The organism is Pseudomonas sp. FW215-R2, assembly GCF_058789255.1.
The window spans coordinates 72,139-95,965 of record NZ_JBYTBO010000023.1; the positions used below are offsets into that span (position 1 = coordinate 72,139).

The window sequence follows — 23,827 nt, forward strand, 5'->3', positions numbered from 1 at the left end:
TCAATCGTTTTTCGGCAACTCAATCACAAACCGCGTCCACCCCAAAGCTGATTCGCAATGAATCTGCCCGCCATGGGCCCGGATGATCGACTGAGTAATCGCCAGCCCCAGCCCCGCATGCTCCGAGCTGCCTTCCTGGCGCGCCGGGTCCGCCCGGTAGAAGCGGTCAAACAAGCGCGGCAACAAATCCGAAGAAATGCCTTCGCCACTGTTTTCCACAGTCACCCTCAAGGACTTCGCCTGCTCGGCCACCCGCACGCGTACTTCGCCGGCTGCCGGTGTGAAGCGCAACGCGTTATCCAGCAGATTCGATAGCGCTCGGCGCAACATCGCGCGATCACCCTCGAACCGCCCCTGACCATCACGACTCAGGTTGACCTGAGCGTCCTCGGCCAACGGTGCGAAAAACTCCAGTAACGCATCGGCTTCTTCCGCCAGTTCCAGCGGTTCGCGCTTGGGAACCAGCAATCCGTGGTCAGCCTTGGCCAGATAAAGCATGTCGTTGACCAGTTGCGCCATCCATTGCAGCTCTTCGAGGTTGCTGTGCAGGGCCTCGCGATAATCCTCGAGTGGGCGAGGGCGGGTGAGGGTGACCTGCGTGTGGGTCAGCAGGTTCGACAATGGGGTGCGCAGTTCATGGGCGATGTCGGCGGAGAACGCCGAGAGACGCTGAAAGGAGTCGTCGAGGCGTCCGAGCATGGCGTTGAAGCTGTGGGCCAATTCCGTGAGTTCCGCAGGCATCTGCGCTTCCGGCAGTCGGGCATTGAGCGATTGCGCCGAAATCCCGCGCGCGACCGCACTCATGCGGCGCAGTGGACGCAATCCGCTGCGCGCTGCCCAGGCGCCGAGCAGTGCGGTCGCCAGTGCCGAAAGACCGACGGTCAGCCAGATCAGATGCTGCATGCGTTGCAGGAAGTGCTGGTGGTGGGTGATGTCCAGCAGCAGGGTCAACTGTGGCGAGTCGGGTTGTTCCGGGTAGAGCGGAGCGTTGAGCAGGCGATAATCCGTGCCGTTGTCGTTGATGGTGGCCAGGCCGGGCTGCTGCGGCAGGTTCGCCGGCATTTGCAGGGAGCGGCCGAACCAGCGTTGCCCCTCAGGGCTGCTGATGCGCAGGGTAACATCGCCCTGTTGGCTCAATTCAGCGGTGATATGCGCGGCGTCACCATCACCCAGCAGTGTCTGACGCACATTGATCAGCTTGCCTTCGAGCAGTTGCTGATCGAGCTCGATGAAATGCGCCTCACTGGCCCGATTGAAAACCACGCCCGCCACCAGCGACACCGTCGCGGTACAGGCGGCGAAGAGCAACGCCAGCCGACTGCCGAGTGACAGGCGGCGCATCAGTCGGCACGCTCTTCAAGGACATAACCCATGCCACGCACGGTGTGAATCAGCTTGTTGGGGAAGTCGTCATCGATCTTCAGGCGCAGCCGACGAATCGCCACTTCGATCACGTTGGTGTCACTGTCGAAATTCATGTCCCAGACCTGGGAGGCGATCAGGGATTTGGGCAGCACTTCACCCTGGCGGCGCAGGAGCATTTCCAGCAGCGCGAACTCTTTTGCGGTGAGATCGATGCGCTGACCGCTGCGCTCGACGCGGCGGCGAATCAGGTCAAGACGCAGGTCGGCCAGTTGCAGGCAGGTTTCCTGCGGAATGGCGCTGCCGCGTCGCAACAGGCTGCGCACCCGGGCCAGCAGTTCGGAGAAGGCGAACGGCTTGACCAGATAATCGTCGGCGCCGAGTTCCAGGCCATGAACCCGGTCTTCCACGGTGTCTTTGGCGGTCAGAAACAGGATCGGGGTTTCGAGCCCGGCACTGCGCACCGCTTGCAGAATCTGCCAGCCGTTGCGACCGGGCAGCATCACGTCGAGGATCAACAAGGCATAGTCACCGCTCAAGGCCAGTTGCTGTCCGGTGGTGCCGTCGGCCACCAACTCGGTGTTGAAGCCGGCCTCGGTCAGGCCCTGGCGCAGGTAGTGGCCGGTTTTCGGTTGGTCTTCGACGATCAGCAGTTTCATGGGGTGTGGAGCTCAAATAGACAGAACAAGGGCGTTATACCGTGGGCGGCGGTTATGCAGACCAACCTGACAAAGTTGTAATCTGGCTGTCAGGTAGCTGCCAGCGCGGGCGGGCTAAAGTTTCCCACAGGCTGAACCTTATCTAGTTGGAGTATGACTATGTTTTTGCGCAACCCTCTGGCCGTCGCCGCCTGTCTGCTGGCGTTGAGCTCATCCGTCTGGGCCGACCCTGCGCACACCTATGACTTCGGCCAACCCGCCCCGGCCGCCAAGGCCAGTCGCAGCATTGAAGTGGTGATGGGTGACATGACGTTCGATCCGAAGGCCATCGAGATCAAGGCCGGTGAGACCATTCGCTTTGTCTTGGTGAATAAAGGCAAGTTACTGCATGAATTCAACCTCGGCGACGCGGCGATGCATGCCAAGCACCAGCAGGAAATGTTGCAGATGCAGCAAAGCGGCATGCTGACGCCGACCGGCATGAAGGAAATGTCCCACGACATGGCGGGCATGGATCATGCCTCGATGGGGCACGTCATGAAGCATGACGACCCTAACAGCGTACTGGTCGAACCGGGTAAGACCGCCGAGCTGACCTGGACCTTCAGCAAAGCCGTAAACCTGGAGTTTGCCTGCAACATTCCCGGGCATTACCAGGCCGGAATGGTCGGCAAACTGACTGTCAGTCAGTAAGCACTCAAAGGCGGGAGCAAAGGCTGATAGAATCCGCTGATTCTTCAGTCAGGTTTCCGCCATGCATCCCGCAGCCGAACATTCGCCGCTGGGCAAATCCAGCGAATACATCGCCACTTACACACCGTCCCTGCTGTTTCCGATCCCGCGCACCGCGAAGTGGGCCGAGCTGGGCCTGACCGCCGAGACCCTGCCGTATAAAGGCGTGGATTTCTGGAACTGCTTCGAACTGTCGTGGTTGCTGCCGTCGGGCAAACCGGTGGTGGCGATCGGCGAATTCAGCATTCCGGCGGACTCGCCGAACATCATCGAATCCAAGTCGTTCAAGCTGTACCTGAACTCGTTGAACCAGACGCCGTTCGCCGACGTCGCGAGCCTGGAAGCGACGCTGGTCAAGGACTTGTCCGCCGCTGCCGGCAAGCCCGTGGGCGTGCGGGTTCGCAGCCTGAAAGACGTTGAAGCCGAAGGCGTCGTCGCGCTGCCGGGCGTGTGCATCGACGATCTGGATATCAGTGTCAGCAACTACGAACATCCGCGTCCTGAACTGCTGCGTTGCGATGATTCGCGGGTGGTGGAGGAGAGCGTGCACAGCCATCTGCTCAAGTCCAATTGCCCGGTGACCAGCCAGCCGGACTGGGGCAGCGTAGTCGTGGAGTACCGTGGCGCGGCACTGGATCACGCCAGTCTGCTGGAATACATCGTCAGCTTCCGCCAGCACTCGGACTTCCACGAGCAATGCGTGGAGCGGATTTTCCTCGACCTGCAGCGTTTGCTGAAACCGGAAAAGCTCACGGTGTTTGCACGCTATGTGCGCCGGGGCGGGCTGGATATCAATCCGTACCGCAGCACTGAAAGCGTGCAGTTGCCGAACCATCGTCTGGTTCGCCAGTAACCCGTAACGCGGACATGAAAAAGCCCTGCCATTGCTGGCAGGGCTTTTTGCATTTCAGGGGAGGGCGATCAGATGCCCATGCTGCCCAGCGCATTGACGATATTGCGCAGGGTGCCCGCAATAGCAGGGTGTTCGAGCTCGAAGCGATCAACTGCCAGATTCACGCCATCGGCGATGCTGGCGTCCTGCGTCGCGCTCTCCAGTTTGATTTGGGATTCGATCTGCGCCATAAGCTCACGAAGATGTTCGCGCTCTTCTTCTGTAAGCGGCGGATTCTGATCCAGTTGCTCGCGCAGGGTGTTGAGCTGTTCTTGCAGTTCGCGGGCGGGCATGGTGTTTTCCTTTTATCGAGAGGCACTGGCATAGACCGCAGCCGTGCGCCAAAGGTCTATGGCTCTCCTTAAGACTAATCCACTCTCGATGAACCTGCATGATCCCGGTCAGGGCTTTTCGCCTTTGAGGCGGCGCAGGCTGATGTCTGCCAGGCAGGTATCGAGATCGCCCAGGTGATCGATCACCGAGTGCACGCCCAGACCGAACAGTTGCACAGTGGCCTTGCCGCGCAGTTGTTCGCGTTCTTTTTGACTGAGGGCTTGCCATTCGCTCGGGGCCAGGCCGCAGAGTGAGCCACAGGAGGCCAGGCCAATGGTCCACAGCCCGGCATTCAAGCCCGATTGCAGCAAGCGCGGTTCACCGCTGACCAGCACGCAGCCGTTCAGGCGATCGACATTCAACGCCATCAAGGCTTGCCAGCAGGCATTCGGCGCCGGCCATGGATTGTTTGTTGCGGGATGTTGCGAGGGTTTGATCCAGCCCGGCAATCCGGACGCCAGCACCTGGGTGAGGGCAGGGGGCAAGTCATCGAGCCAGGCGCAGGGGATCAGTTGACGCTGCAGGCTACGCAGGCTGTCTAGCGCGCCCGGCGTGGCGTCGGCGTGCTCTGTGCCGGGGCTGGCGTGGTGACGGGCGCGGGCGCCGAAGTCCACCAGGCAACCGCTGAGCCCGAACAGCACGGCCGTCAGGTTGGGGGCGGACAGGGGCAAGGCTTCGGCTTGAGGCATGGAAAACGTCCCTGAAATAGAAGTCAGGCTAAGCATCGCCGGTGACAGTTGGATGACAAGCGCATGACGCACCGTCCTACAGAGGTGTTCATGCTGGAATGCCTAAAACCTTGTTTCCGTCTTATACTGCACCTCTTATAACCGTGGCCCGCTTGCCGCGTATGTACAATCCAAGGAGTTTTCTATGCGCTGGAGCAACCCTCTCGCTCAGCTTTGTGTATGTGCCAGCGTGATGCTGGTGCCGTTCGCCGCTAACGCTGCAACGGAAGAAGACCCTTGGGAAAGCGTCAACCGTCCGATCTTCCAGTTCAACGATTTCGTCGACACCTACGCGCTGAAACCTCTGGCGCAGGGCTATGAATATGTAACGCCGCAATTCCTGGAAGACGGCATCCACAACATGTTCCGCAACGTGGGTGACATCACCAACCTGGCGAACAACATTCTGCAGGCCAAGCCAGCCGCTGCCGGTGTCGACACCGCGCGCCTGATCTTCAACACCACCTTCGGCCTGCTCGGCTTCTTCGACGTCGGCACCAAGATGGGCCTGCATCGCAGCGACGAAGATTTCGGCCAGACTCTCGGCTACTGGGGCGTCAGCAGCGGTCCGTACGTGATGCTGCCGTTGCTGGGCCCGAGCACTCTGCGTGACGCGCCGTCCAAGTATGTCGACACCTACACCGCACCGTACCGCTACATGAACGACATCCCGGCACGTAACACCATCTACGGCCTGAACATCGTCGACACCCGCGCCAGCCTGCTGTCCAGCGAGAAGCTGATCAGCGGCGACAAGTACACCTTCATCCGCAATGCCTACCTGCAGAACCGCGAGTTCAAGGTCAAGGACGGTCACGTCGAAGACGATTTTTGATCTCGATTGATCGACATGAAGGGGCGACCGCAAGGTCGCCTTTTTTGTGGGCGCGTCCAATGATTGGGTTACGGTTGAAGCCGTTCTTATAACTGCGAGTGATTTGACAAACAAAGTCTCCAAGCGACCATCGGCGCATGCTTGAAACGCCTCTCGGATGGGAGTACCGTCTGCGCCTTAGAAGGGCACCTCTGGTGCAACCGTGTACAGGGCAAGCGCTCTGAAACGGTGCAGCAGAGAGGCTAGAAAGCGAATCCAGTAGTCTGCGCCGGGCCGTTGCCCCGCCTGCTACGCCAACCTAATTCTGGCGCCGTTTGCCCACATGCCAAAAACCAGTGCCACGCTGCTGATAATCGATGATGACGAAGTAGTGCGCGCGAGCCTCGCGGCCTATTTGGAAGACAGTGGTTTCAGCGTCTTGCAGGCCAGTAACGGTCAGCAGGGTCTTCAGGTATTCGAGCAAGACAAGCCCGACTTGGTCATCTGCGATCTGCGCATGCCGCAGATGGGCGGTCTCGAACTCATCCGTCAGGTCACCGAGCGGTCACCACAGACTCCTGTGATCGTGGTTTCGGGTGCCGGCGTGATGAACGATGCGGTCGAGGCCCTGCGCCTGGGCGCGGCGGATTACCTGATCAAACCTCTCGAAGATCTGGCCGTGCTCGAGCACTCCGTGCGCCGGGCCCTGGATCGTGCGCGCCTGCTGCTGGAAAACCAGCGCTACCGCGAGAAGCTGGAAAAGGCCAACCGTGAGCTCGAAGCCAGCCTGAACCTGCTCCAGGAAGACCAGAACGCCGGTCGCCAGGTGCAGATGAACATGCTGCCGGTCAGCCCGTGGACCATCGACGAATTCAAGTTCGCCCACCAGATCATTCCGTCGCTGTACCTGTCGGGTGATTTTGTCGACTATTTCCGGGTGGACGAGCGTCGGGTCGCGTTCTACCTGGCGGACGTCTCGGGCCATGGCGCCTCTTCGGCCTTCGTCACCGTCCTGCTGAAGTTCATGACCACGCGCCTGCTGTTCGAGTCCAAGCGCAACGGCACCTTGCCGGAATTCAAGCCTTCGGAAGTCCTTGGTCATATCAACCGGGGGCTGATCAGTTGTAAGCTGGGTAAACACGTCACAATGGTCGGTGGAGTCATCGACGAGGAGACCGGTTTGTTGACCTATAGCATCGGCGGCCATCTGCCGTTGCCTGTGTTGTACACGCCTGACAGTGTTCGCTACCTCGAGGGGCGCGGTCTGCCCGTGGGGCTTTTCAATGAAGCCACCTACGAAGATCACGTGCTCGAGCTGCCACCGACGTTCAGCCTGACGCTGATGTCTGATGGCATTCTGGATCTTTTGCCAGAACCCACACTCAAAGAGAAAGAAGCTGCCTTGCCCCAACGGGTCAAGTCGGCGGGCGGCAGCCTGGATGGCCTGCGGCAGGTTTTTGGATTGGCCACGCTAGGGGAGATGCCGGATGATATCGCCTTGTTGGTGTTGAGCAGGAATCTTTAATGAGTACCGGTAGAATCCAGTTCGCCGAACAGGACGGCACCTTCGTCCTGAAGTTCGTCGGTGAAGTTCGCCTGACCCTGTGTTCGGCGTTGGATGCGACTATTGAGAAGATCTTCACCGCGCTGAATTTCAACGCGATCGTGATCGATCTGACCGAAACCCGCAGCATCGACAGCACCACGCTGGGCCTGCTGGCCAAGCTGTCGATCCTGTCGCGGCAGAAGGTCGGCCTGCTTCCGACCGTGGTCACCACCCACGACGACATCACCCGTCTGCTGCAATCGATGGGTTTCGAGCAGGTGTTCAATATCGTCAACCATCCCGTGCCTTGCCCGGAATGTCTCGATGACCTGCCGGATCAGGATCAGTCGGAGGAAGTCGTGCGGATCAAGGTGCTGGAAGCGCACAAGATCCTCATGGGCCTGAACGACTCCAATCGCGAAGCCTTCCATGATCTGGTGAATGCCCTCGAAAGGCATTGATTCACCCGCCATCAGGCACAAAAAAGGGCGAACCTGTGAGGGTTCGCCCTTTTTGCGTTTGCCGTCAGCCCATTACAGCTTGGCTTGCAGCAGCGCCTCGAGTTTTTCCTGGTCGCGGGCAAACTGACGAATGCCTTCGGCCAGTTTCTCGGTGGCCATCGCGTCTTCGTTGGACAACCAGCGGAATTGCGATTCATTGAGGCTCAGGCGTGCTTCGCCTGCGTGACCTGGAGCCAGTTTGCGCTCCAGTTTGCCGGTGTCTGCCGCCAGTTTGTCGATCAGGTCCGGGCTGATGGTCAGGCGGTCGCAGCCCGCCAGTTGCTCGATCTGATTGAGGTTGCGGAAGCTTGCGCCCATGACCACGGTCTTGTAGTCATTGGCCTTGTAGTAGTTGTAGATGCGCGTGACGGACTGCACGCCCGGATCATCGGCGCCGGTGTAGTCGTTGCCGTTAGCCTTCTTGTACCAGTCGTAGATGCGGCCCACGAACGGCGAAATCAGGAACACGCCGGCATCGGCGCATGCAGCGGCCTGAGCGAAGGAGAACAGCAGGGTCAGGTTGGTCTGGATGCCTTCCTTCTCCAGCACTTCGGCGGCGCGGATGCCTTCCCAGGTCGAGGCGATCTTGATCAGCACGCGGTCACGGCCGATGCCGGCCTTGTCGTACAGCTCGATCAGACGGTGCGCACGCTTGAGCATCGCGTCCTTGTCGAACGACAGACGTGCATCCACTTCAGTGGAAATGCGGCCCGGAATCACTTTGAGGATTTCCTGACCCACCGCGACGCCAAAGCGGTCGCTGGCCAGGCCGACATCGCCCTTGCAGTCGCGAACAGCGGCGTTCAGCAGCTCGGCATAGGCCGGAATGGCCGCCGCCTTGAGGAGCAGGGAAGGGTTGGTGGTGGCGTCGACCGGTTTGACCCGGGCAATCGCTTCGAAGTCGCCGGTGTCGGCAACCACGGTGGTGAATTGTTTGAGTTGTTCCAGCTTGGAAGTCATGAGCGTGCTCTGTCCTATGGGTCTGACGACATTACCCGAGCGCTGACGGCCACTCAAGGGCATGTGGATGTATCGATTGCCCCGTGGGCAACAACCTGAAAACGGCTGTTTGAATGATCGGGGCGCGATGTCGATAAATACGATGCCAAAACCGGCCACAGGTTCAAGGCATCTGACCGTCAGTACTCTGTGGGCCAGCTGATTACATAGGATTGAGCTCGGCTTTAACCGTGACTTCCGCAGGTTTCGGCTGGCCGTCGGCGTTCAGCATGCCGAAGTTCCTTTCCCGGTCATTGCTGCCCGACGTGGTGTCTTTCCATTCGTAAATCGATGTCAGCGGGATGTTGAGCCTTTTCATATCGGTGACGAACGCGCCGATTTTGCTGGCCTGTCCCGCATTCCCGCCATTGGAGGCGAGTGACGACACGCCCCATTCACTGATGACGCCCGGCAGATGGAATTTCTGCTGGATGAACGTCTGTGCGTTGCTGATCTGCGTCGTGGTCATGCCGTACGGGTGATAGGAAATCGCACTCAAGCATTTGGGGTAGGCACTGACGATGCTGTTCAGTGCCGCCGTTGATGCAGAGCTGTCACTCGGTGGCCGGGCGAAGCCGAAGCCGATCAGGGGTGTCGACGGTGGATTTCCCTGCAGCGTTTTACACACAGCGGTCATGAAGGGCGCGAACGTGGTGCTGAAATTGCCGGTTGGCCAGTAGGTGTCCAGATCCGGTTCATTCCATATCTCGATGGCGACCAGTTGCGGGCCGTACGCTTTCTCCAGGGTCGTCACCGCGCGGGCGAACGTCTCACCGGCCGAGGTGAAATCGCGGTTGTTGCCGGGTGCGGAGGTCAGCGCCTGGGTCGAACGTACGGTCAGCAGCACCGGCAGGCCGGCTGCCCGGGCGGTCGCAAAGGCATCGTTGACCTGTTTTTGATAGCTGGGGTCACCCACGCTGTCCGTCCAGACACCAAAACGCACGAAACCCAGGCCGGCCGCTTTGATCTTTGCAGCGTCGGTGGGGGAAAAGGTCTGGATCTTCACCTGCACGCCAATGGTCTTGTTGGCGGGCAGTTCAGGGAACAATTCAGTGGCGTGAACCTGACTGGTGACACCGAGCACCGACAGGGTCAGGGCGGCAAGCCGTTTGAGGTGTGTTGATTTCATTTCTGTGTTCCTTGTTAGAAATGACACTGGCCATTGGTTATCACATCGCACGTTTTTAGAGCGTCGCAACGGTACAAAGTGCATCGATGTTATTTTTTGTCGGAAAACTTCGGTCGGGAAAATACCCTGAAAATCACAGTTATTTTTAGTCCGGTAATTCTGGTTGGGTGACTTTTAGACCCCGTGGTACTTAATGCACCGGTACTAACAGGCGAATCTATTTCCGAATGCAGGAAAGTCCGGTGGGTTCATTTCAATCCACACGGCATGTTGGCCGATTGACATTACACGGGAATGTAAACCTTGTTCAGAAAGATCCTTGTCGTCTGCGTGGGCAATATTTGCCGAAGTCCGACAGCTGAACTGTTGCTGCGTAACGCGCTGGCGCCCTCGACGATCACGGTCACCTCCGCAGGCCTGTCTGCACGGGTTGGCGAGTCCATGGAGAGAACGGCCCGTCAGGTGCTGGAAGACCGTGGACAGAGCGCCGAAGGGTTCAAGGCGCGGCAACTGACAGCAGACATCGTCAATGAATCAGACCTGATTCTGGTCATGGAAAAAGAACATGTAAAACAAGTACTGAAGATTGCCTCTCACGCCAGAGGCAAAGTGTTTCTTCTCGGCAAGTGGCAGAACGAGCGAGAAATACAGGATCCGTATCGTCAAGGGCAGGCCGCTTTTATTCATGCCCATGCATTGATTGAAGATGCTGTTGGCTCATGGGCACAACGCCTCGGGCATTGATGAATATTCTTCAGAACAGTGAATGGTAAGAAAGACTTATGCAGTTACCGTCAGTAGTCGGCACCCGTGACAACGATCAAGACAGTATTGATCTTCTCGGCATATTTGGCAGTTTGATCGATCAGAAATGGTTGATCGGCGCCTTCACCGGCGCGTTCATGATGACCGGCGTTGCCTACGCGATTCTGGCCACGCCGGTATATCTGGCCAACGCGCTGGTACAGGTCGAACCGAAGAAGAACGACATGCTCGGTTTTTCCGATCTCAACAGCATGCTGGGCGGGCAATCGCCGTCCGTGACCGAGATCGGGATCATCAAATCCCGTGCAGTGATCGGCAAGACGGTCGACGATCTGCGCCTGGACATCGATGTCACCCCGAATACTTTTCCGGTGATTGGCGGGTTTCTCGCCCGTCGCTATCGCGGTGAGACCGAACTCAGCGTCGCACCGCCGCGTTTCGGCCTGAACAGCTACGCCTGGGGCGGTGAGCGCCTGGAGTTTTCCCGGCTCGATCTGCCCAAGGAGCTGCTGGGCAAGAAACTCAGCCTGATCGCCGGCGAGCAGCATCGCTTCCAGCTATTCGATGACAACGACAACCTGCTGGCAGAAGGCGTTGCCGGCGAAGCCTTCGCGCAGGACGGCGTAGAAGGGCAGATCACACAACTGTTGGCCAACCCCGGCACCCGTTTCGAAGTGGTGCGCTACCCACGAATCGTGACCATCCAGGGGTATCAGGACGCGCTGGATATTTCCGAGCAGGGCAAGGAATCGGGGATCATCCGTCTGGCCCTGGCCAGCAGCGACGCCGCTGAAGCGGTGAAGATCCTCAACAAGATCGCGTCGCTGTACGTCGATCAGAACGTACGACGCACCTCGGCCGAAGCGGCGCAGAGCCTGGCCTTCCTGCAAAGCCAGTTGCCGCAGGTCAAACGCGATCTGGCCAGGGCCAGCGATGCGCTCAACGCCTACCAGACTCGCGGCAAGACCGTGAATATCTCCCTGGAAACCCAATCGGTGCTCGGCCAGTCCGTCGCCCTCGAAACGCGGATTTCCGAGCTGAAACTGCAACAGGCGGAGATGGATCGCAAGTTCACCAAACAGCACCCGGCCTATCGCGCATTGATGACCCAGATCGGTGAATTGACCCAGCAACAGCGGTCGCTGGAAGGCAAGGTTCAAGACCTGCCAGCCACGCAACAGGAACTGCTCAACCTGACCCGCGATGTCGAAGTCGCTTCGCAGATCTACACCCAGTTGCTGAACAAATCCCAGGAGCTGGACATTATCCGAGCCGGCGCCGTGGGTAACGTGCGTCTGGTGGATACGGCAGACGTCGACCTGACCAGCCCGGTCAAACCGAAGAAAGCCCTGATCGTGCTGATCGCGACTTTCCTCGGCGCCTTTGTCGGCGTGGCCCTGGTGCTGTTGCGCAAGTCGTTGAGCAAGGGCCTGGAAGGGCCGGAAGCCATCGAGCAGCTCGGCTTGCCGGTCTACGCGTCGATCCCTTACAGCGCCCTGCAACAGGAAGAGGACACCAAGAAAGTCCGCGCCAAAGTCACGGTGGACACCCCCGCGTATCTGCTGGCCCTGCGCAATCCGACGGACCTGTCCATCGAGTCGATCCGCAGCCTGCGCACCTGCCTGCATTTCGCGGCGCTGGATTCGACCAACAACCGCATCATGATTTCCGGCCCGAGCCCGCAGGTCGGCAAGACCTTTGTGTCTTCCAACCTTGCGGCAGTCATGGCGCAGAGCGGGCAGCGGGTGGTGCTGATCGATGCCGACATGCGCAAGGGGCATCTGCACAAATCGCTGAACACACCGATCACCAACGGCTTGTCGGACCTGCTGGTCAAACGCTGCACCCTCGAACAGGCGATCAACAAGGTCGAAGTCGACAACCTGCATTTCATCAGTCGTGGCCAGGTGCCGCCCAATCCGTCCGAGCTGTTGATGCACGCCAATTTCCGCGAACTGTTGGCGCAACTCAGCGAGCGTTATGACGTGGTGATCATCGACACACCGCCGCTGCTGGCGGTGACGGATGCGGCGATTGTCGGTCGCGAAGCGGGCATCAGCCTGATCGTCGCGCGCTTCGGGGTGAACCCGGCCAAAGAGATCGAACTGACGATTCGCCGCTTCGCCCAGAACGGCATCGAGTTGAAAGGCGCGGTGTTCAACGGCGTCGAGAAGCGTGCGGCCAGTTACTACGGCAACGGCAGCTACGGCTATTACAACTACGAATACGCGTCCGACAAGTCCTGAAAATCAGTGATTGTCCTTACCGGCAAGAAAGTGGGTGGGTTGTGAAAAAAATACTGCACGTGGCTGAAACGATCAAAGGTGGCGTCGCGACGGTGATCCGCACGATTTCCGCGTCCCCGGAAGATGACCGCGCCAACTACGAGCTGGTGTATCTGGTGCCGCAGGATCAGGAAAAGGAACTGCACGGCATCGCGCCGCAACAGATCCGTACTTTCGATCGAACCGGGCGCAATGTGCCTTCGCTGCTGCGTTTTGCCTGGCGCCTGACGCAAGTGATGCTCAAGGAAAAACCCGATGTCGTGCATCTGCACAGTACGTTTTCCGGGGTGATCGGCCGTTGCGTGTGCGTGCTTTTGCGGCCGTGGCGCAAACCGAAAATCGTCTATTGCCCGCATGCCTTTTCGTTCCTGATGGAAAGCTCGCCGATCAAGCAGAAAGTCTATGCGTGGATCGAGCGGGTGTTGCAGAAGGTCACCGACACGATCATCTGCGTCAGCCAGTACGAGATGGACAAAGCCGCAGCGTTCGGCATCGAGCGCAAGCGCATGCGGCTGATCTACAACGGCATTCATCCCAAGGATGACGCGCGCAAAGCCGAGGATCCGCAGCCGATTCATCTGCTCTTCGTCGGTCGGCTCGACTATCAGAAAGGTTTCGACGTGCTGCTCAAGGCCTATGCCAAGGCCGGGCGTAACGATCTGAAACTGACGGTGGTCGGCAGTGCGGTCAACGAGGCAACAGTCGAGTGCCCGCCAATGGACGGCGTTCAATACCTGCCGTGGGTCACGCCCGCCGAAGTCAACGCGCTGTACCAACAGGCTGATGCGCTGATTGTCCCGAGTCGTTGGGAAGGCTTCGCCATGGTGCCGCTGGAAGGCATGGCGCTGGGCCTGCCGGTGATCGCCAGCGACTGCACCTCGCTGCCGGAACTGGTCACTCACGGGGTATCCGGCTACGTGTTCCCCACCGGCGATCACCACGCGTTGGCCGATCGCCTGAAGCAGATCCAGAAACCCGCGTTGTCGGTCCTTGGCCTCGAAGGTCGGCGCATCGTCCGCGAGCGCTTCAGCGCCGCGTTGATGATCCGCCAGACCTACGACGTGTATTCCGCTCCCTCTTATTAAGTAGAACTTCGCTCATGAACGTAACGATTTTGCATGGCTACAGTGCTTCCAATTCCGGCGATGGTCTGCTGGTCGATCTGGCCATCGCGCTGGTGCAGCGCAACTTTGGCGAGGACACCGCGATCAGTGTCGTGGCCTCCGATCCGGACTCTTTCAAATACCTGCCGCACCCGCGCTTCGATGCGCCGGTCATGGCAGCCAAGGGCCTGGGCCGGGTCAAGCAGGCGGTATTCCTCAATCAGTCCTACGCGGGGCTGGCAGATCTGTTGAAGAAAACCGATCTGATCGTCGGCGTCGGTGGCGGCTACATGCGCTCCAAAAGTGCCTTCGAACACATCAAGCTGAAACTGGGCCACGCCAAGCAACTGGAAACGGCGATCCTCAGCAAAGTGCCGTCGGTGTACCTGCCGCAAAGCATCGGGCCGTTCCACGGTGAGAGCGACAAGATCGTCGGCCACTACGCCAGCGCCGATGCGGTGTTCGTGCGCGATAACCGCTCCTCGGCGTTGTTCGATGCCTGCGAAAATGTCTACCGCGCACCGGACCTGGCGGTGCAGGCCCTGGCCGGCAAAATCCTTCAGCAACCCAAGTTCACCCGCTGCGCCTCGACGCCGGCCACGGTGTGCGTGGTGCTGCGCAAACCGCCAGCGTGGAGCAAGGAAAAGAAGCTCGCCTACGTGGCCAATCTGAAAGTGTTGCTGCAGCGTTTGAAGAACAAAAGCAAAGTGGTCTGCGCTGTGCAGAGCGCTGTGCGGGGCAACGACGACGGTGCGTTCTATCACGAACTGGGTATTACCGAAGACCTGCTGCCATTGAAGGCGACGCTGGCCAAATACCAACCGGACCTGGTGATTTCCGTGCGTCTGCACGGGGCGATCGAATCGCTGCTGTCCGGGGTGCCGGCGTACCACATCAGCTACGAGCGCAAAGGCTTCGGCGCCTATCAGGACATGGGCGTCGAGGACTGGGTGATCAACGGCGGCGACATCAATGTCGACACCATCATCGACACGGTTTTTGCGCCGAACGCGCTGTCGAACTTCGGCAAACGCCTGACCGACACCTGCCGTGAAATCGAGGCGAAAACCGTGGCCATGGACGACATCATCAAGGGCGTCATTCGATGATATTCCGCTTGTTGCTGCGCGGCGGAGCACTGGGCGCGAAGTTCTTGCTGGTGCTCGCCATCACCCATTACCTCGGTTACGAGGCGCTGGGTTTCTACGGGGTGGTGGTCGCGGCGTCGTTGATCGCGTCGAAGTTCTACAGCGTCGGTTTCAGCTCCGAGATCAATCGGTTGATCAGTGTCGGCGGCAGCTCGAAGCGGGTCGTCGACAAGGTTCTGCTGCTGTACCTGGCCGTGGGGTTGCTGTTGTCGGTGGTGACAGTGCTGATTTATTCACTGTTCCAGCAGGTCGAGGCGACGACGGCATTGATCGCCTGTGTGACGCTGGTACTGCTGACCGAACACCTGTCTTTCGAGATCAACTCGTTCGTGTTTTCCGCGCAGAAAGCCACGGCGGGTGCGCTGCTGTTTTTCATCAAGACTGGTCTTTGGGCGCTGCTGGCCGTGGGCGGAATGATGCTCGGCTGGGTGTCCGGGATCGTCAGCGTGTTGTGGCTGTGGGTCATCGCCAACGTGTTGGTGATCGTCGCCGGTTACCTGATTGTGGTGAACGTTCATCGTGGGCGCGAAGAAGGGACGCTGGCGACGGCGACCGTGTGGAAAGCCGGGCTGCCGTTCTATCTGGGCACCGGTCTGATCGCCTTGAGTCAGTACGCCGAGCGCTTTCTGATCATCGACCTCGAACCCTACGCCAGCCTCGGTAAATATGTGTACGCGTGGTCGGCGGCCAACACCTTGCAGGCGTTGTCCTACGCGGTGGTGGCGGTGGTTGGCATTCCGGTGCTCGCCAAGCGTTATCAGGCGGATCAACAACCGTTCACGGTCACCCAGTTGTTCGTGAACAAGTGGGTGATGCGTTCGCTGGTGGTCTCGGCCGGAGTGTCGGTGTTGATTTACCTGTTCTTCAACATCGTGCTCGATTACGTCGCAACGGCGGTGCCGCGTCCGGACAACGGGATCCTCGGTGTGCTGATCTTTTCCTTTGCTCTGCGCGCCATTGGCGACATCGTCTGGGGTGGCTTGATCGCGTCGAAAAACAGCCGGGTATCCCTCGCCAGTTCGGCCATTTGCCTGCTGATTTCGGTACCGGTCAGCTACCTGCTGATCAAGCACTATTCGATCTACGGCGCGGCCTGGGGCAACGTCTTCGGGATCATCGTGCAACTCGGCGTGATTGCGCTGCTGACCCGTGCCACGCGCGCGAAAAAGGCTGTCGTGTCATGGGCCTGAAACTGCCGTGCATCGAGTTTCGCGGCAAGAAACTCGACTCGTCGCTGTCGTTCCTGATCCTGTTCACCGGCCTGTTTCTGTCGGTGGCCATGCCGCTGCTGATCCCCCGCGATCCGGGCCCGGATGCGATGACTTTGTGGTCGTCTTATGCCCGGGCCGACAACTGCAATTTCTGGAACCCGTTCTCGCCGGATCGCTCGTCCTACGAGTGTTCGGCGTTCCTGTTGCGGCCCACCGGGATCAACCTGACCAATGCCTGGGCCTACGGGATGTTCTGCAATTTCTTCCTCACGGCGATTCCCGTGGTGGTTTTCCGGCGCATGCCGCTGGCGATCTTCGGCACGCTGTGTCTGTGGGGCATCGTCCGCTCGTTTTTCCTGGAAAACCTGACCAAGGAAATCATCGTGTCGGTGGCGGTGCTGAGCATTCTGTTCAGCTCGCTGACGCGCAAATACCGCGGCGGATTTTTCCTGTCGGCGGTGATCTACGGCGTGCTGATCCGGCCCTACTGGATTCTGTTTTCGCTGTCCTGGGTCGGCGTCTGCATGATGAAGAAGTACGTGTCGCGCATGACCTTCTTCCTGATGCTGTTCCTGTTCTATCTGGCGGTGGCCATGGCGATTCAGTTGGCGCTGGGCTTTCCGGTGTCGTCGATTCGTGCCAGCAACAACGAACTGCGCACGGCGGGCGAGGAGGGTTCCAAGTCGCTGATCGTCTCGTGGCTCAGCGGTAGCGACTTCGTTTCGCAGGCCCTGGATTCGATGATCATCTTCTTCCGGTTGTCGTTCCCCGTGGAGCTGATCCTGCTGTCCGGGCCGGGTCAGGTGATCTTCGTGGCGTTGATGATCATGACCGCGTTGCTGCTGTTCAAAGTCATCACCTCGACCGATTACAAAGGCGCGCCGATCCAGACCAAACCCAAGGAGCTGATCGCGATTCCCTTGGCGTTTCTGTTGGTTCAAGGTCTGTTCGAACCGGACTTCGGCTCGTTCGCCCGGCACTTTTCGATGGTGGTGCCAGTGCTGTTCGTGGGCCTGGGGTTGATGTTGCGGGCGAACAAACCGGTGCAGGTCGAGTCAAGAATTCTGAATTGAGGCGGGTGTTTTATGTCGAGCAAGAAAAAGTCGCTGGAGATCGAAACCCTGCGCGGCCTCGCGTGCCTGTTGCTGGTGCTCTACCACGTGATCGGCCCGTTGGGCGGCGGTTTGAAGATCGACATCGGCTCGCCGTTCCGGGTGATTGCCGATTCGATGGTGTACGTGCGCATGCCGCTGTTCACCTTTATCTCGGGCTACATCTATTCCATCTACAAGATTCGCGGCAATGACTTTTCGGCGTTCTTCAGCGGCAAGGTGCGGCGGCTGATCGTGCCGCTGTTTTGCGTCGGTGTGCCGTTTTCCGTGCTGCAGGCGGTGGGGCCGGGCGTGAACAAGGACGTCGGCGTGATCGATGCGTTGTTGTCGTTCTTTGTGCCGATCAACCACTTCTGGTTCTTGCAGGCGGTGTTCATCATCTTCATGTTTGTCGGCCTCCTGGAATGGCGTGGCTTGCTGCGTTCGGCGACGCGTTTGTACCTGCTGTTCGCGTTCTCCGCCGCGGTGTTTCTGCTGCCGCCGTTCACGTTCGATGCGTTCGGCATCAATGGTGCGACTTATCTGTTGCCGTTCTTTGTGGCGGGGATGATTGGCCAAGAGAATGTCAGCGCGTTGAAGCAGCGATTCAAAGTGCTCGGCCCGTTGGTGTTCGTGCTGATTTCCCTGACGCTGTTGTACATCGCGGCTCTGGATCGCGAGCTGATCATCGATCGTCGCAGCCTGATCGGCCTGACGGTGGGTTGCGTGTCTTGCTTTGCGTTGCTGTCGAGTGACATGCGCTCGAAGGCGCTGACCTGGCTCGGTGGTTACTCTTACGCGATTTTCCTGTTTCATGTGCTGTTCGCCGCGACATCGCGTTCGGTGCTCGGACGCCTGGGCATCAAGGACGAAAGCGTTCTAGTGTTCTGCGGCGTGGCTTGCGGCTTGCTCGGGCCGGTGTTGCTGTCGACGATCTTCAGTCGGTTCAACTTCACTTCGGTGCTGTTTCTGGGCGAGCGTGCGGCGGCGAAAAAACCGGCGGGGAACGTCTCCCCGGCGCAAGTCTCGGCTAAAGGAAGTGTTTGATGGTTGCAGTGGATGATGCCGCGCCGGTCGCGGCATCGGTGGTCGAAGTCGGCGACGCTCGCCAGCGGTTTGCCCAGTGGCGCGAAGGCAAGGCCGGGAAGGTTCTGTCGGTCTCGGTGATCGGTGACAGCTACAGCGCCGGGCAGGATTTCTATCTGAACAAACTGGTGCAGCGGTTGGTCGGTGAGGTTGGTTTTGCCGGCCCCGGTTATGTCGGTTTCAACCATGGCGCGGCGCTGGGCGGCAGCCATTTCAAGTACACCCGCAGCAGCGAGAAATACTTCGGTGGCGACTGGCAGGTGTCGAGCCTCGGCCAGGCCAGCCCCGACAGCCGCACCGTAACCGGAAGGCCCGGTGCATGGCTGCAAGTCGATGCTCATCCGAGCGAAACGATAAACACCGCCGTCACCCAGGCAAAACTGCTCTATCTCGGCAACGGCGAACCCAATGAAATCCGCTATCGTTGGGCGCCCTCGCAATCCTGGCAGCCGTTGAAACTGAGCGGTGCCGGTGTCCAGGAGGTCCCGTTGTCAGGTACATCCGCCGCGACGGACTGGGCGTTCAGGCTGGAAGTGGTGAAGGGCGCGCCAACGCTGTTCGGTCTGTGGATGAGCAACGATCAGGCCGGTTTGCGGGTGTCGAAACTGGCGGCGTCGGGTGCGGCCTCTGCCGACTTTTATCATGGCGACGGTCAATGGCAGGCGCAGTGGAAAGCGGTGGTCTCGAAGATCCCCGCAGACATCTACTTGATCATGCTCGGTGGCAACGATCAGGGTTTCGGGGTGAAACCGGAGCAGTACCTGAAGAACGTTCAGGGCCTGGTCGGGATGGTCCGCGAGATTCAGCCAACAGCGAGCGTCAACCTGATCATGCGCCAGGACACCACGCGCTCCAGTGCCTATCCGATGTCGGCGTATGCGCAGGTGTTGGAGCCCTGGGCTCGTGAGCAGCATCTGGGCTACGCCAATCTGCAATGCGCGTTCGGTACGGACGTCAAACGTTACGCTGCGGCGATGATCGGCCCGGACAAGATACATCCGGTGCCGGCCACGGGCGGGAAGGTGATTGCCGATTACTTCTATCGGATGATCGTCGGCGGCAACCACGGGGCTTCCTGCGGCGCCGCCTCGGAATAAGGGTTCAGCCCTTGTCGAAGTTGTCCACGTGACCCAGAAGCTCTGCGGTCTTTTGCGGCATCAACTGCGTCACGCAGCGGGTTTCCACAGTGATGATGATCGCCGGGTCGTTGCAGCAGATGCGCACCCGGAATCGCCAGTCGCTGAAAATCACTTTCAGGCCGTCGTGGTCATCGACCTCCAGCGCCTGTTCACCGTAGATCCGTTTCAGATGGGCGAGCAGGGGATAGGGATCGCGCAGCGGCCGGCGAATGTCCCCGGATGAAGGAAACATGCCGATCCGCTCCACCAGCAGGATGGTCCCGAGCCAGGATTCGTTGGCGCTGGGCAACGGCTGATGACGAGACAACCAGCTCATCACCCCGAGGTTGTCCACCTCCCGTTCAATGTCTGTCGAATGTTGTGCGATGTTCATGATTGCCTCGTCGGATGTGCGCGGGGGCGGTTTAACGGCCCTTGAGGTAGACGTTCTCGTAGCAGAAATTGGTCGCTTGCAGGTAACCCTCGGCGTCGCCGCAGTCAAAGCGCAGACCCTTGAATTTGTAGGCCAGCACACAACCGTTCTGCGCCTGTTTCATCAGGGCGTCGGTGATCTGGATTTCCCCGCCCTTGCCCGGCTCGGTGTCGGCGATCAGGTCGAAGATGTCGGGCGTCAGGATGTAGCGGCCGATGATCGCCAGGTTCGAGGGGGCGTCCTGTGGCGCGGGTTTTTCCACCATGTGATTGACCCGGTAGATACCGTCGGAAATCGCCTCGCCGGCGATCACGCCGTACTTGTGAGTCTGGTCGCGCGGGACTTCCTGGATGGCCACGATCGAGCAGCGGAATTTCTTGTAGAGCTGGATCATCTGCGTGAGCACGCCGTCACCTTCGAGGTTCAGGCACAGGTCGTCGGCCAGGACCACGGCGAAGGGTTCGTCACCGATCAGCGGGCGGCCGCTGAGAATCGCGTGACCCAGGCCTTTCATTTCCACCTGGCGGGTGTAGGAGAAGGTGCAGGTGTCGATCAACTCGCGAGTGCCGGCCAGAAACTTCTCTTTCTCGGTGCCGCGAATCTGGTGTTCGAGTTCGTAGCTGATGTCGAAGTGGTCTTCCAGCGCGCGCTTGCCCCGTCCGGTGACGATTGCCATGTGCTGCAGGCCGGCGTCCCGTGCTTCTTCAACGGCGTATTCGATCAACGGCTTGTTGACGATCGGCAGCATCTCTTTGGGCATGGCTTTGGTGGCCGGCAAGAAACGCGTGCCATAGCCGGCAGCGGGGAACAAACATTTACGAATCATAGAAGTTTCCTGGACATTCATGGCATACAGCCATCGGTTACATTGCAATAAAGAAAAGTTGCAAGTTGATGAAGCTGTACTTTAATACCTGAGTCAGGTTGTAAGTGGCAATGTTAGCTTAGTGTAAAGCGGGGTAATGTTATTAGATGTCGGCTTGATAAATAACAGTTATTTTTAGTCGGTATCTGTAGATAGTGGTGAAAGTGCGAGAGTGCTAATAAGTACCGGGCAATACAGTTTGGCCTTTAAGAATATTTTTGGCCAGCGATGGAACTGTTTTTGTTTTGGATTGTTGTCGCCTTGTTTGTGTGAAGCAAGACACACATTAAACAAATGGGGCTTGACACGCTAGTTGGCACTTTCCCCACTATGGACCGCGCTATGAAGATTCTGGTAACGGGTGGCGCCGGGTATATCGGCTCGCACACCACACTTGCATTGCTTGAAGCAGGTTATGAAGTTGTTGTTCTGGATAATCTTTGCAACAGCAGCGATGCGGCACTGCATGCAGTGGAAGGCATTTGCGGCAAAAGTGCAGTGATGGTCCGCGGCGATGTGTGCGACCGGGCGTTGCTGGACCGGATATTCCAGCAGCATTCGATCGACGCCGTCCTGCATTTCGCCGGCCTCAAGGCGGTCGGCGAGAGCGTGCGCAAGCCGCTCGAGTATTACGAAACCAACGTCAGCGGCAGCATTACGCTGTGCCAGGCGATGGCAGCGGCGGGGGTTTTCCGGCTAGTGTTCAGCTCCTCGGCGACGGTGTACGGCGAGCCTGAGCAGATGCCGATCCGCGAGGATTTCCCTACGGGCATCCCGACCAATCCCTACGGCCAATCCAAGCTGATTGTCGAAAATGTGCTGCGCGACCTGAGCCAGGCCGAGCCGCGCTGGAGTATCGCGCTGCTGCGTTACTTCAACCCGATCGGCGCCCACGACAGCGGCCACATGGGTGAAGACCCGAGCGGCATCCCCAATAACCTGCTGCCTTACATCAGTCAGGTCGCGGTCGGCAGCCTGCAGGAGTTGTCGATCTTCGGCAACGACTACCCCACGGCAGACGGCACCGGCGTGCGCGATTACATCCACGTCGTCGATCTGGCGGACGGCCACCTGAAGGCCTTGCAGGCCATCGACGGGCGCACCGGCATTCATACCTGGAACCTCGGCACCGGCGATGGTTACAGCGTGATGCAAGTGCTGCGAGCTTTCGAACAGGCGTGCGGGAAGCCGGTGCCATTTCGGGTGATGCCACGGCGTTCTGGCGATATTGCCGAGAGTTGGGCCGACGCTTCCAAAGCGGAAAAGGAACTGGGCTGGAAAGCCACACGAAACTTGCAGGACATGGTTACCGATACCTGGCGCTGGCAGTCGAATCATCCCAGGGGTTACCTGGAATGATGGCCATTTAGTCCAATGTTATTTTCGGTCAGGTTGTTAGATATCGTCGGGAAATTACACTGGCAATGCCTTTTGCAAGTCCGTAGATATAACCTGCCGTTCGACTTTATCAGTTGAGTCTGACTGTGAAAGAACAGCGGATCTTGTTCGCGCTTTTTGCGACTTGAACTCTACCACCTCTAACGAAACACCCGATGTAACGGTGCAATGTTAGAAAGGAGTTGATATGAAAAAAGTGATGGCGATTGCCTTGTTGACGATGTTGAGCAACTGGGCATCCGCAGCTGAAGCGCCGCTTACTGCGGTGACCAATGTATCGGGCAGTGTCGCGGCTTCTACAGCGCCTGCAGCCAGTACTGCAATGGTCGCCAGTGCCGTAGCGGCGTCCAACAGTGGTGGAAGTGCCAACGGCGGTACAACGGGTACCACCGGTACCACGGGTACAACCGGCACGCACAACTAACTGAAGTAACTGTTGGTGCAGTACAAGGTCGCCCGACGAAAGTCGGGTGACTTTGTTTTGGATTCGCCCTTGAATAGCGTAGTGCCATTATGACTCGTAGTTTTTCTCTTTTAATGCTGGCAAGTCTCGCTCTGCAAGGTTGCATGTTTTCCCCCGGTCAACACTTGAGCACCTTTGGCATCACCCGCCAGGGCGCCAGTGAAAGCAGCCGGGTCGAGTTGATTCCGATCACGCCCAAGCTGATCTCCATGAACCGGGCCACGCAGAAGCGTGAGTCGGTGCCTACGGAATTGTTGGCGACGCCTGCCGAATACCGCATCGGCAACAACGACGTGCTGTACATCACGGTCTGGGATCATCCCGAGCTGACCGCGCCGTCGGGCGCGCAGCAGCAGATCGACGCCAACGGTCGCCTGGTGCGCTCCGACGGTACGTTGTATTACCCGTACATCAAGGAAGTCCAGGCCGCCGGCCGGACCATCCAGCAACTGCGCGACGACATCGAACAACGGCTGTCGGCATTCATCGCCGAGCCGCAAGTGGATGTTGCCGTGCTGCGCTTCGCCAGTCAGAAGGTCGTGGTCACCGGCGCCGTCGCCAAGGCCGGCCCGCAAGCGATTTCCACCAACCCGCTGAGTGTGGTCGAAGCCCTCGGTTCGGCGGGCATCGACACCAACAATGCCGACTTGTCCGGGCTGTTGCTGACGCGCAATGGACGCGTCTATCCGCTGAATCTGGATAACCTCAACCAGCAGGATTCCGAGTTGCAGAACGTCTACCTCCAGGGTGGCGACAAACTGTATCTGCCGTACAACGACAACAAGCGCATCTACGTGATGGGTGAAGTCAACCAGCCACGCGCCCTGAGCTTCAAGACCGCGACCATGAACCTGTCCGACGTGCTCGGCTCGGTCGGCGGCCTGAGCCAGACCACCGCCAACGGCAACGCCGTGTACGTCATTCGCGGCGTGGAAAACCTTGATGTCGAACCCGCGAAAATCTATCAACTGGAAGCCGAATCTCCCACCGCCATGGTCCTCGCCACGCACTTCGAAGTGCGCCCGCAGGACGTCGTTTATGTAGGGCCTGCCAACGTGACTCGCTGGAACCGTCTGATCAGCCAGTTGGTGCCGTCGGCATCGATTGTCGGAACGGGTGCTTCCGCTGCGAAGAACTGGAGCGAATTCACCAACAACAGCAAATAAG

At 59.0% G+C, this 23,827-nt stretch carries 24 protein-coding genes; 16 read left to right on the top strand and 8 right to left on the bottom strand.

All coding sequences use genetic code 11. The features are described 5' to 3' along the window. On the bottom strand, positions 1 to 1,341 hold the full coding sequence (locus tag AC3WRD_RS25385) for a heavy metal sensor histidine kinase (RefSeq protein ID WP_102621840.1): 1,341 nt from the start codon (positions 1,339 to 1,341) through the stop codon (positions 1 to 3). Further along, positions 1,341 to 2,021, bottom strand: coding sequence for a heavy metal response regulator transcription factor (locus AC3WRD_RS25390; protein ID WP_102621839.1), 681 nt, complete (start codon positions 2,019 to 2,021; stop codon positions 1,341 to 1,343). Before AC3WRD_RS25390 ends, AC3WRD_RS25385 begins: the two co-directional genes overlap by 1 nt. A 159-nt stretch (positions 2,022 to 2,180) precedes the next feature. Between AC3WRD_RS25390 and copI the strand changes: the two genes are divergently transcribed. Both copI and queF read left to right on the top strand, forming a co-directional pair. Continuing rightward, the gene (copI, locus tag AC3WRD_RS25395) at positions 2,181 to 2,714 is read left to right on the top strand and encodes a copper-resistant cuproprotein CopI (RefSeq protein ID WP_102621838.1); all 534 of its coding nucleotides are present in this window, start codon (positions 2,181 to 2,183) and stop codon (positions 2,712 to 2,714) included. A gap of 61 nt (positions 2,715 to 2,775) precedes the next feature. Beyond that, positions 2,776 to 3,606 carry an NADPH-dependent 7-cyano-7-deazaguanine reductase QueF gene (gene queF, locus AC3WRD_RS25400; RefSeq protein WP_096822074.1) on the top strand — a complete coding sequence of 277 codons (831 nt, stop codon included), beginning with the start codon at positions 2,776 to 2,778 and terminating at the stop codon, positions 3,604 to 3,606. A gap of 68 nt (positions 3,607 to 3,674) precedes the next feature. Here queF and AC3WRD_RS25405 read toward each other — a convergent pair whose 3' ends face one another. Further along, the gene (locus AC3WRD_RS25405) at positions 3,675 to 3,938 is read right to left on the bottom strand and encodes a DUF4404 family protein (RefSeq protein ID WP_096822073.1); all 264 of its coding nucleotides are present in this window, start codon (positions 3,936 to 3,938) and stop codon (positions 3,675 to 3,677) included. A gap of 108 nt (positions 3,939 to 4,046) precedes the next feature. After that, a complete protein-coding gene (gene pcrP, locus AC3WRD_RS25410) occupies positions 4,047 to 4,667 on the bottom strand; it encodes an HAD superfamily inactivated hydrolase PcrP (RefSeq protein WP_102621837.1) in 621 nt (206 codons plus the stop codon). Between the two features lie 184 nt (positions 4,668 to 4,851). Between pcrP and AC3WRD_RS25415 the strand changes: the two genes are divergently transcribed. From AC3WRD_RS25415 to rssC, 3 genes are all read left to right on the top strand, one after another. Next, complete coding sequence (locus AC3WRD_RS25415) at positions 4,852 to 5,541, top strand: MlaA family lipoprotein (RefSeq protein WP_096822071.1); 690 nt, start codon at positions 4,852 to 4,854, stop codon at positions 5,539 to 5,541. 322 nt (positions 5,542 to 5,863) lie between these two features. Next, a complete protein-coding gene (rssB, locus tag AC3WRD_RS25420; protein WP_096822070.1) occupies positions 5,864 to 7,045 on the top strand; it encodes a two-component system response regulator RssB in 1,182 nt (393 codons plus the stop codon). After that, entirely contained in the window at positions 7,045 to 7,527 is a 483-nt protein-coding gene (rssC, locus tag AC3WRD_RS25425; protein ID WP_042560140.1) for an anti-sigma factor antagonist RssC, read from the top strand. Before rssB ends, rssC begins: the two co-directional genes overlap by 1 nt. A 72-nt stretch (positions 7,528 to 7,599) precedes the next feature. On the opposite strand, the gene tal is transcribed toward rssC, so the two are convergent. Together tal and AC3WRD_RS25435 are read right to left on the bottom strand one after the other, a co-directional pair. Continuing rightward, complete coding sequence (gene tal, locus AC3WRD_RS25430) at positions 7,600 to 8,526, bottom strand: transaldolase (RefSeq protein WP_096822069.1); 927 nt, start codon at positions 8,524 to 8,526, stop codon at positions 7,600 to 7,602. 202 nt (positions 8,527 to 8,728) lie between these two features. After that, a complete protein-coding gene (locus AC3WRD_RS25435) occupies positions 8,729 to 9,694 on the bottom strand; it encodes a cellulase family glycosylhydrolase (RefSeq protein WP_102621836.1) in 966 nt (321 codons plus the stop codon). Positions 9,695 to 9,997: 303 nt separating this feature from the next. Here AC3WRD_RS25435 and AC3WRD_RS25440 point away from each other — a divergent pair, with 303 nt between their 5' ends. Genes AC3WRD_RS25440 through AC3WRD_RS25475 form a run of 8 tightly spaced genes read left to right on the top strand, consistent with a single transcriptional unit; the run spans position 9,998 to position 19,480 of the window. Further along, the gene (locus tag AC3WRD_RS25440) at positions 9,998 to 10,438 is read left to right on the top strand and encodes a low molecular weight protein-tyrosine-phosphatase (protein ID WP_096822067.1); all 441 of its coding nucleotides are present in this window, start codon (positions 9,998 to 10,000) and stop codon (positions 10,436 to 10,438) included. Between the two features lie 38 nt (positions 10,439 to 10,476). Then, the gene (locus tag AC3WRD_RS25445; protein ID WP_102621835.1) at positions 10,477 to 12,705 is read left to right on the top strand and encodes a polysaccharide biosynthesis tyrosine autokinase; all 2,229 of its coding nucleotides are present in this window, start codon (positions 10,477 to 10,479) and stop codon (positions 12,703 to 12,705) included. A 41-nt stretch (positions 12,706 to 12,746) separates the two neighbouring features. Next, a complete protein-coding gene (locus AC3WRD_RS25450; protein WP_102621834.1) occupies positions 12,747 to 13,829 on the top strand; it encodes a glycosyltransferase in 1,083 nt (360 codons plus the stop codon). A gap of 14 nt (positions 13,830 to 13,843) precedes the next feature. Beyond that, positions 13,844 to 14,956, top strand: a complete 1,113-nt coding sequence (locus tag AC3WRD_RS25455; RefSeq protein ID WP_102621833.1) for a polysaccharide pyruvyl transferase family protein — start codon at positions 13,844 to 13,846, stop codon at positions 14,954 to 14,956. Beyond that, a complete protein-coding gene (locus tag AC3WRD_RS25460) occupies positions 14,953 to 16,185 on the top strand; it encodes an MATE family efflux transporter (RefSeq protein WP_102621832.1) in 1,233 nt (410 codons plus the stop codon). Before AC3WRD_RS25455 ends, AC3WRD_RS25460 begins: the two co-directional genes overlap by 4 nt. Beyond that, positions 16,176 to 17,279, top strand: coding sequence for a hypothetical protein (locus AC3WRD_RS25465; RefSeq protein ID WP_102621831.1), 1,104 nt, complete (start codon positions 16,176 to 16,178; stop codon positions 17,277 to 17,279). The genes AC3WRD_RS25460 and AC3WRD_RS25465 overlap by 10 nt, the downstream gene beginning before the upstream one ends. 12 nt (positions 17,280 to 17,291) lie before the next feature. Further along, the gene (locus AC3WRD_RS25470) at positions 17,292 to 18,344 is read left to right on the top strand and encodes an acyltransferase family protein (protein ID WP_102621830.1); all 1,053 of its coding nucleotides are present in this window, start codon (positions 17,292 to 17,294) and stop codon (positions 18,342 to 18,344) included. Further along, positions 18,344 to 19,480 carry an SGNH/GDSL hydrolase family protein gene (locus tag AC3WRD_RS25475; protein ID WP_102621829.1) on the top strand — a complete coding sequence of 379 codons (1,137 nt, stop codon included), beginning with the start codon at positions 18,344 to 18,346 and terminating at the stop codon, positions 19,478 to 19,480. The genes AC3WRD_RS25470 and AC3WRD_RS25475 overlap by 1 nt, the downstream gene beginning before the upstream one ends. 4 nt (positions 19,481 to 19,484) lie before the next feature. On the opposite strand, the gene AC3WRD_RS25480 is transcribed toward AC3WRD_RS25475, so the two are convergent. Together AC3WRD_RS25480 and galU are read right to left on the bottom strand one after the other, a co-directional pair. Next, entirely contained in the window at positions 19,485 to 19,895 is a 411-nt protein-coding gene (locus AC3WRD_RS25480; RefSeq protein ID WP_102621828.1) for a phosphohexomutase domain-containing protein, read from the bottom strand. 31 nt (positions 19,896 to 19,926) lie between these two features. Then, entirely contained in the window at positions 19,927 to 20,760 is an 834-nt protein-coding gene (galU, locus tag AC3WRD_RS25485; RefSeq protein ID WP_085733509.1) for a UTP--glucose-1-phosphate uridylyltransferase GalU, read from the bottom strand. Positions 20,761 to 21,141: 381 nt separating this feature from the next. On the opposite strand from galU, the gene galE reads away from it, so the two are divergent. The 3 genes from galE to AC3WRD_RS25500 all read left to right on the top strand — a co-directional run bounded on the left by galE (position 21,142) and on the right by AC3WRD_RS25500 (position 23,826). Then, on the top strand, positions 21,142 to 22,158 hold the full coding sequence (galE, locus tag AC3WRD_RS25490) for a UDP-glucose 4-epimerase GalE (protein ID WP_102621827.1): 1,017 nt from the start codon (positions 21,142 to 21,144) through the stop codon (positions 22,156 to 22,158). 226 nt (positions 22,159 to 22,384) lie between these two features. Continuing rightward, complete coding sequence (locus AC3WRD_RS25495; RefSeq protein ID WP_003226528.1) at positions 22,385 to 22,621, top strand: hypothetical protein; 237 nt, start codon at positions 22,385 to 22,387, stop codon at positions 22,619 to 22,621. Between the two features lie 89 nt (positions 22,622 to 22,710). Next, positions 22,711 to 23,826 (top strand): polysaccharide export protein, encoded by a 1,116-nt coding sequence (locus AC3WRD_RS25500; RefSeq protein ID WP_141401799.1) that lies wholly within the window; start codon positions 22,711 to 22,713, stop codon positions 23,824 to 23,826. The last annotated feature ends 1 nt before the right edge of the window (position 23,827 follow it).

What these genes read in the sequence shown, in the direction of transcription:
- AC3WRD_RS25385 (WP_102621840.1), bottom strand. Translation starts at nt 1,341, where the DNA reads ATGCGCCGCCTGTCACTCGGCAGTCGGCTGGCGTTGCTCTTCGCCGCC.
- AC3WRD_RS25390 (WP_102621839.1), bottom strand. Translation starts at nt 2,021, where the DNA reads ATGAAACTGCTGATCGTCGAAGACCAACCGAAAACCGGCCACTACCTG.
- copI (WP_102621838.1), top strand. Translation starts at nt 2,181, where the DNA reads ATGTTTTTGCGCAACCCTCTGGCCGTCGCCGCCTGTCTGCTGGCGTTG.
- queF (WP_096822074.1), top strand. Translation starts at nt 2,776, where the DNA reads ATGCATCCCGCAGCCGAACATTCGCCGCTGGGCAAATCCAGCGAATAC.
- AC3WRD_RS25405 (WP_096822073.1), bottom strand. Translation starts at nt 3,938, where the DNA reads ATGCCCGCCCGCGAACTGCAAGAACAGCTCAACACCCTGCGCGAGCAA.
- pcrP (WP_102621837.1), bottom strand. Translation starts at nt 4,667, where the DNA reads ATGCCTCAAGCCGAAGCCTTGCCCCTGTCCGCCCCCAACCTGACGGCC.
- AC3WRD_RS25415 (WP_096822071.1), top strand. Translation starts at nt 4,852, where the DNA reads ATGCGCTGGAGCAACCCTCTCGCTCAGCTTTGTGTATGTGCCAGCGTG.
- rssB (WP_096822070.1), top strand. Translation starts at nt 5,864, where the DNA reads ATGCCAAAAACCAGTGCCACGCTGCTGATAATCGATGATGACGAAGTA.
- rssC (WP_042560140.1), top strand. Translation starts at nt 7,045, where the DNA reads ATGAGTACCGGTAGAATCCAGTTCGCCGAACAGGACGGCACCTTCGTC.
- tal (WP_096822069.1), bottom strand. Translation starts at nt 8,526, where the DNA reads ATGACTTCCAAGCTGGAACAACTCAAACAATTCACCACCGTGGTTGCC.
- AC3WRD_RS25435 (WP_102621836.1), bottom strand. Translation starts at nt 9,694, where the DNA reads ATGAAATCAACACACCTCAAACGGCTTGCCGCCCTGACCCTGTCGGTG.
- AC3WRD_RS25445 (WP_102621835.1), top strand. Translation starts at nt 10,477, where the DNA reads ATGCAGTTACCGTCAGTAGTCGGCACCCGTGACAACGATCAAGACAGT.
- AC3WRD_RS25455 (WP_102621833.1), top strand. Translation starts at nt 13,844, where the DNA reads ATGAACGTAACGATTTTGCATGGCTACAGTGCTTCCAATTCCGGCGAT.
- AC3WRD_RS25460 (WP_102621832.1), top strand. Translation starts at nt 14,953, where the DNA reads ATGATATTCCGCTTGTTGCTGCGCGGCGGAGCACTGGGCGCGAAGTTC.
- AC3WRD_RS25465 (WP_102621831.1), top strand. Translation starts at nt 16,176, where the DNA reads ATGGGCCTGAAACTGCCGTGCATCGAGTTTCGCGGCAAGAAACTCGAC.
- AC3WRD_RS25470 (WP_102621830.1), top strand. Translation starts at nt 17,292, where the DNA reads ATGTCGAGCAAGAAAAAGTCGCTGGAGATCGAAACCCTGCGCGGCCTC.
- AC3WRD_RS25475 (WP_102621829.1), top strand. Translation starts at nt 18,344, where the DNA reads ATGGTTGCAGTGGATGATGCCGCGCCGGTCGCGGCATCGGTGGTCGAA.
- AC3WRD_RS25480 (WP_102621828.1), bottom strand. Translation starts at nt 19,895, where the DNA reads ATGAACATCGCACAACATTCGACAGACATTGAACGGGAGGTGGACAAC.
- galU (WP_085733509.1), bottom strand. Translation starts at nt 20,760, where the DNA reads ATGATTCGTAAATGTTTGTTCCCCGCTGCCGGCTATGGCACGCGTTTC.
- galE (WP_102621827.1), top strand. Translation starts at nt 21,142, where the DNA reads ATGAAGATTCTGGTAACGGGTGGCGCCGGGTATATCGGCTCGCACACC.
- AC3WRD_RS25495 (WP_003226528.1), top strand. Translation starts at nt 22,385, where the DNA reads ATGAAAAAAGTGATGGCGATTGCCTTGTTGACGATGTTGAGCAACTGG.
- AC3WRD_RS25500 (WP_141401799.1), top strand. Translation starts at nt 22,711, where the DNA reads ATGACTCGTAGTTTTTCTCTTTTAATGCTGGCAAGTCTCGCTCTGCAA.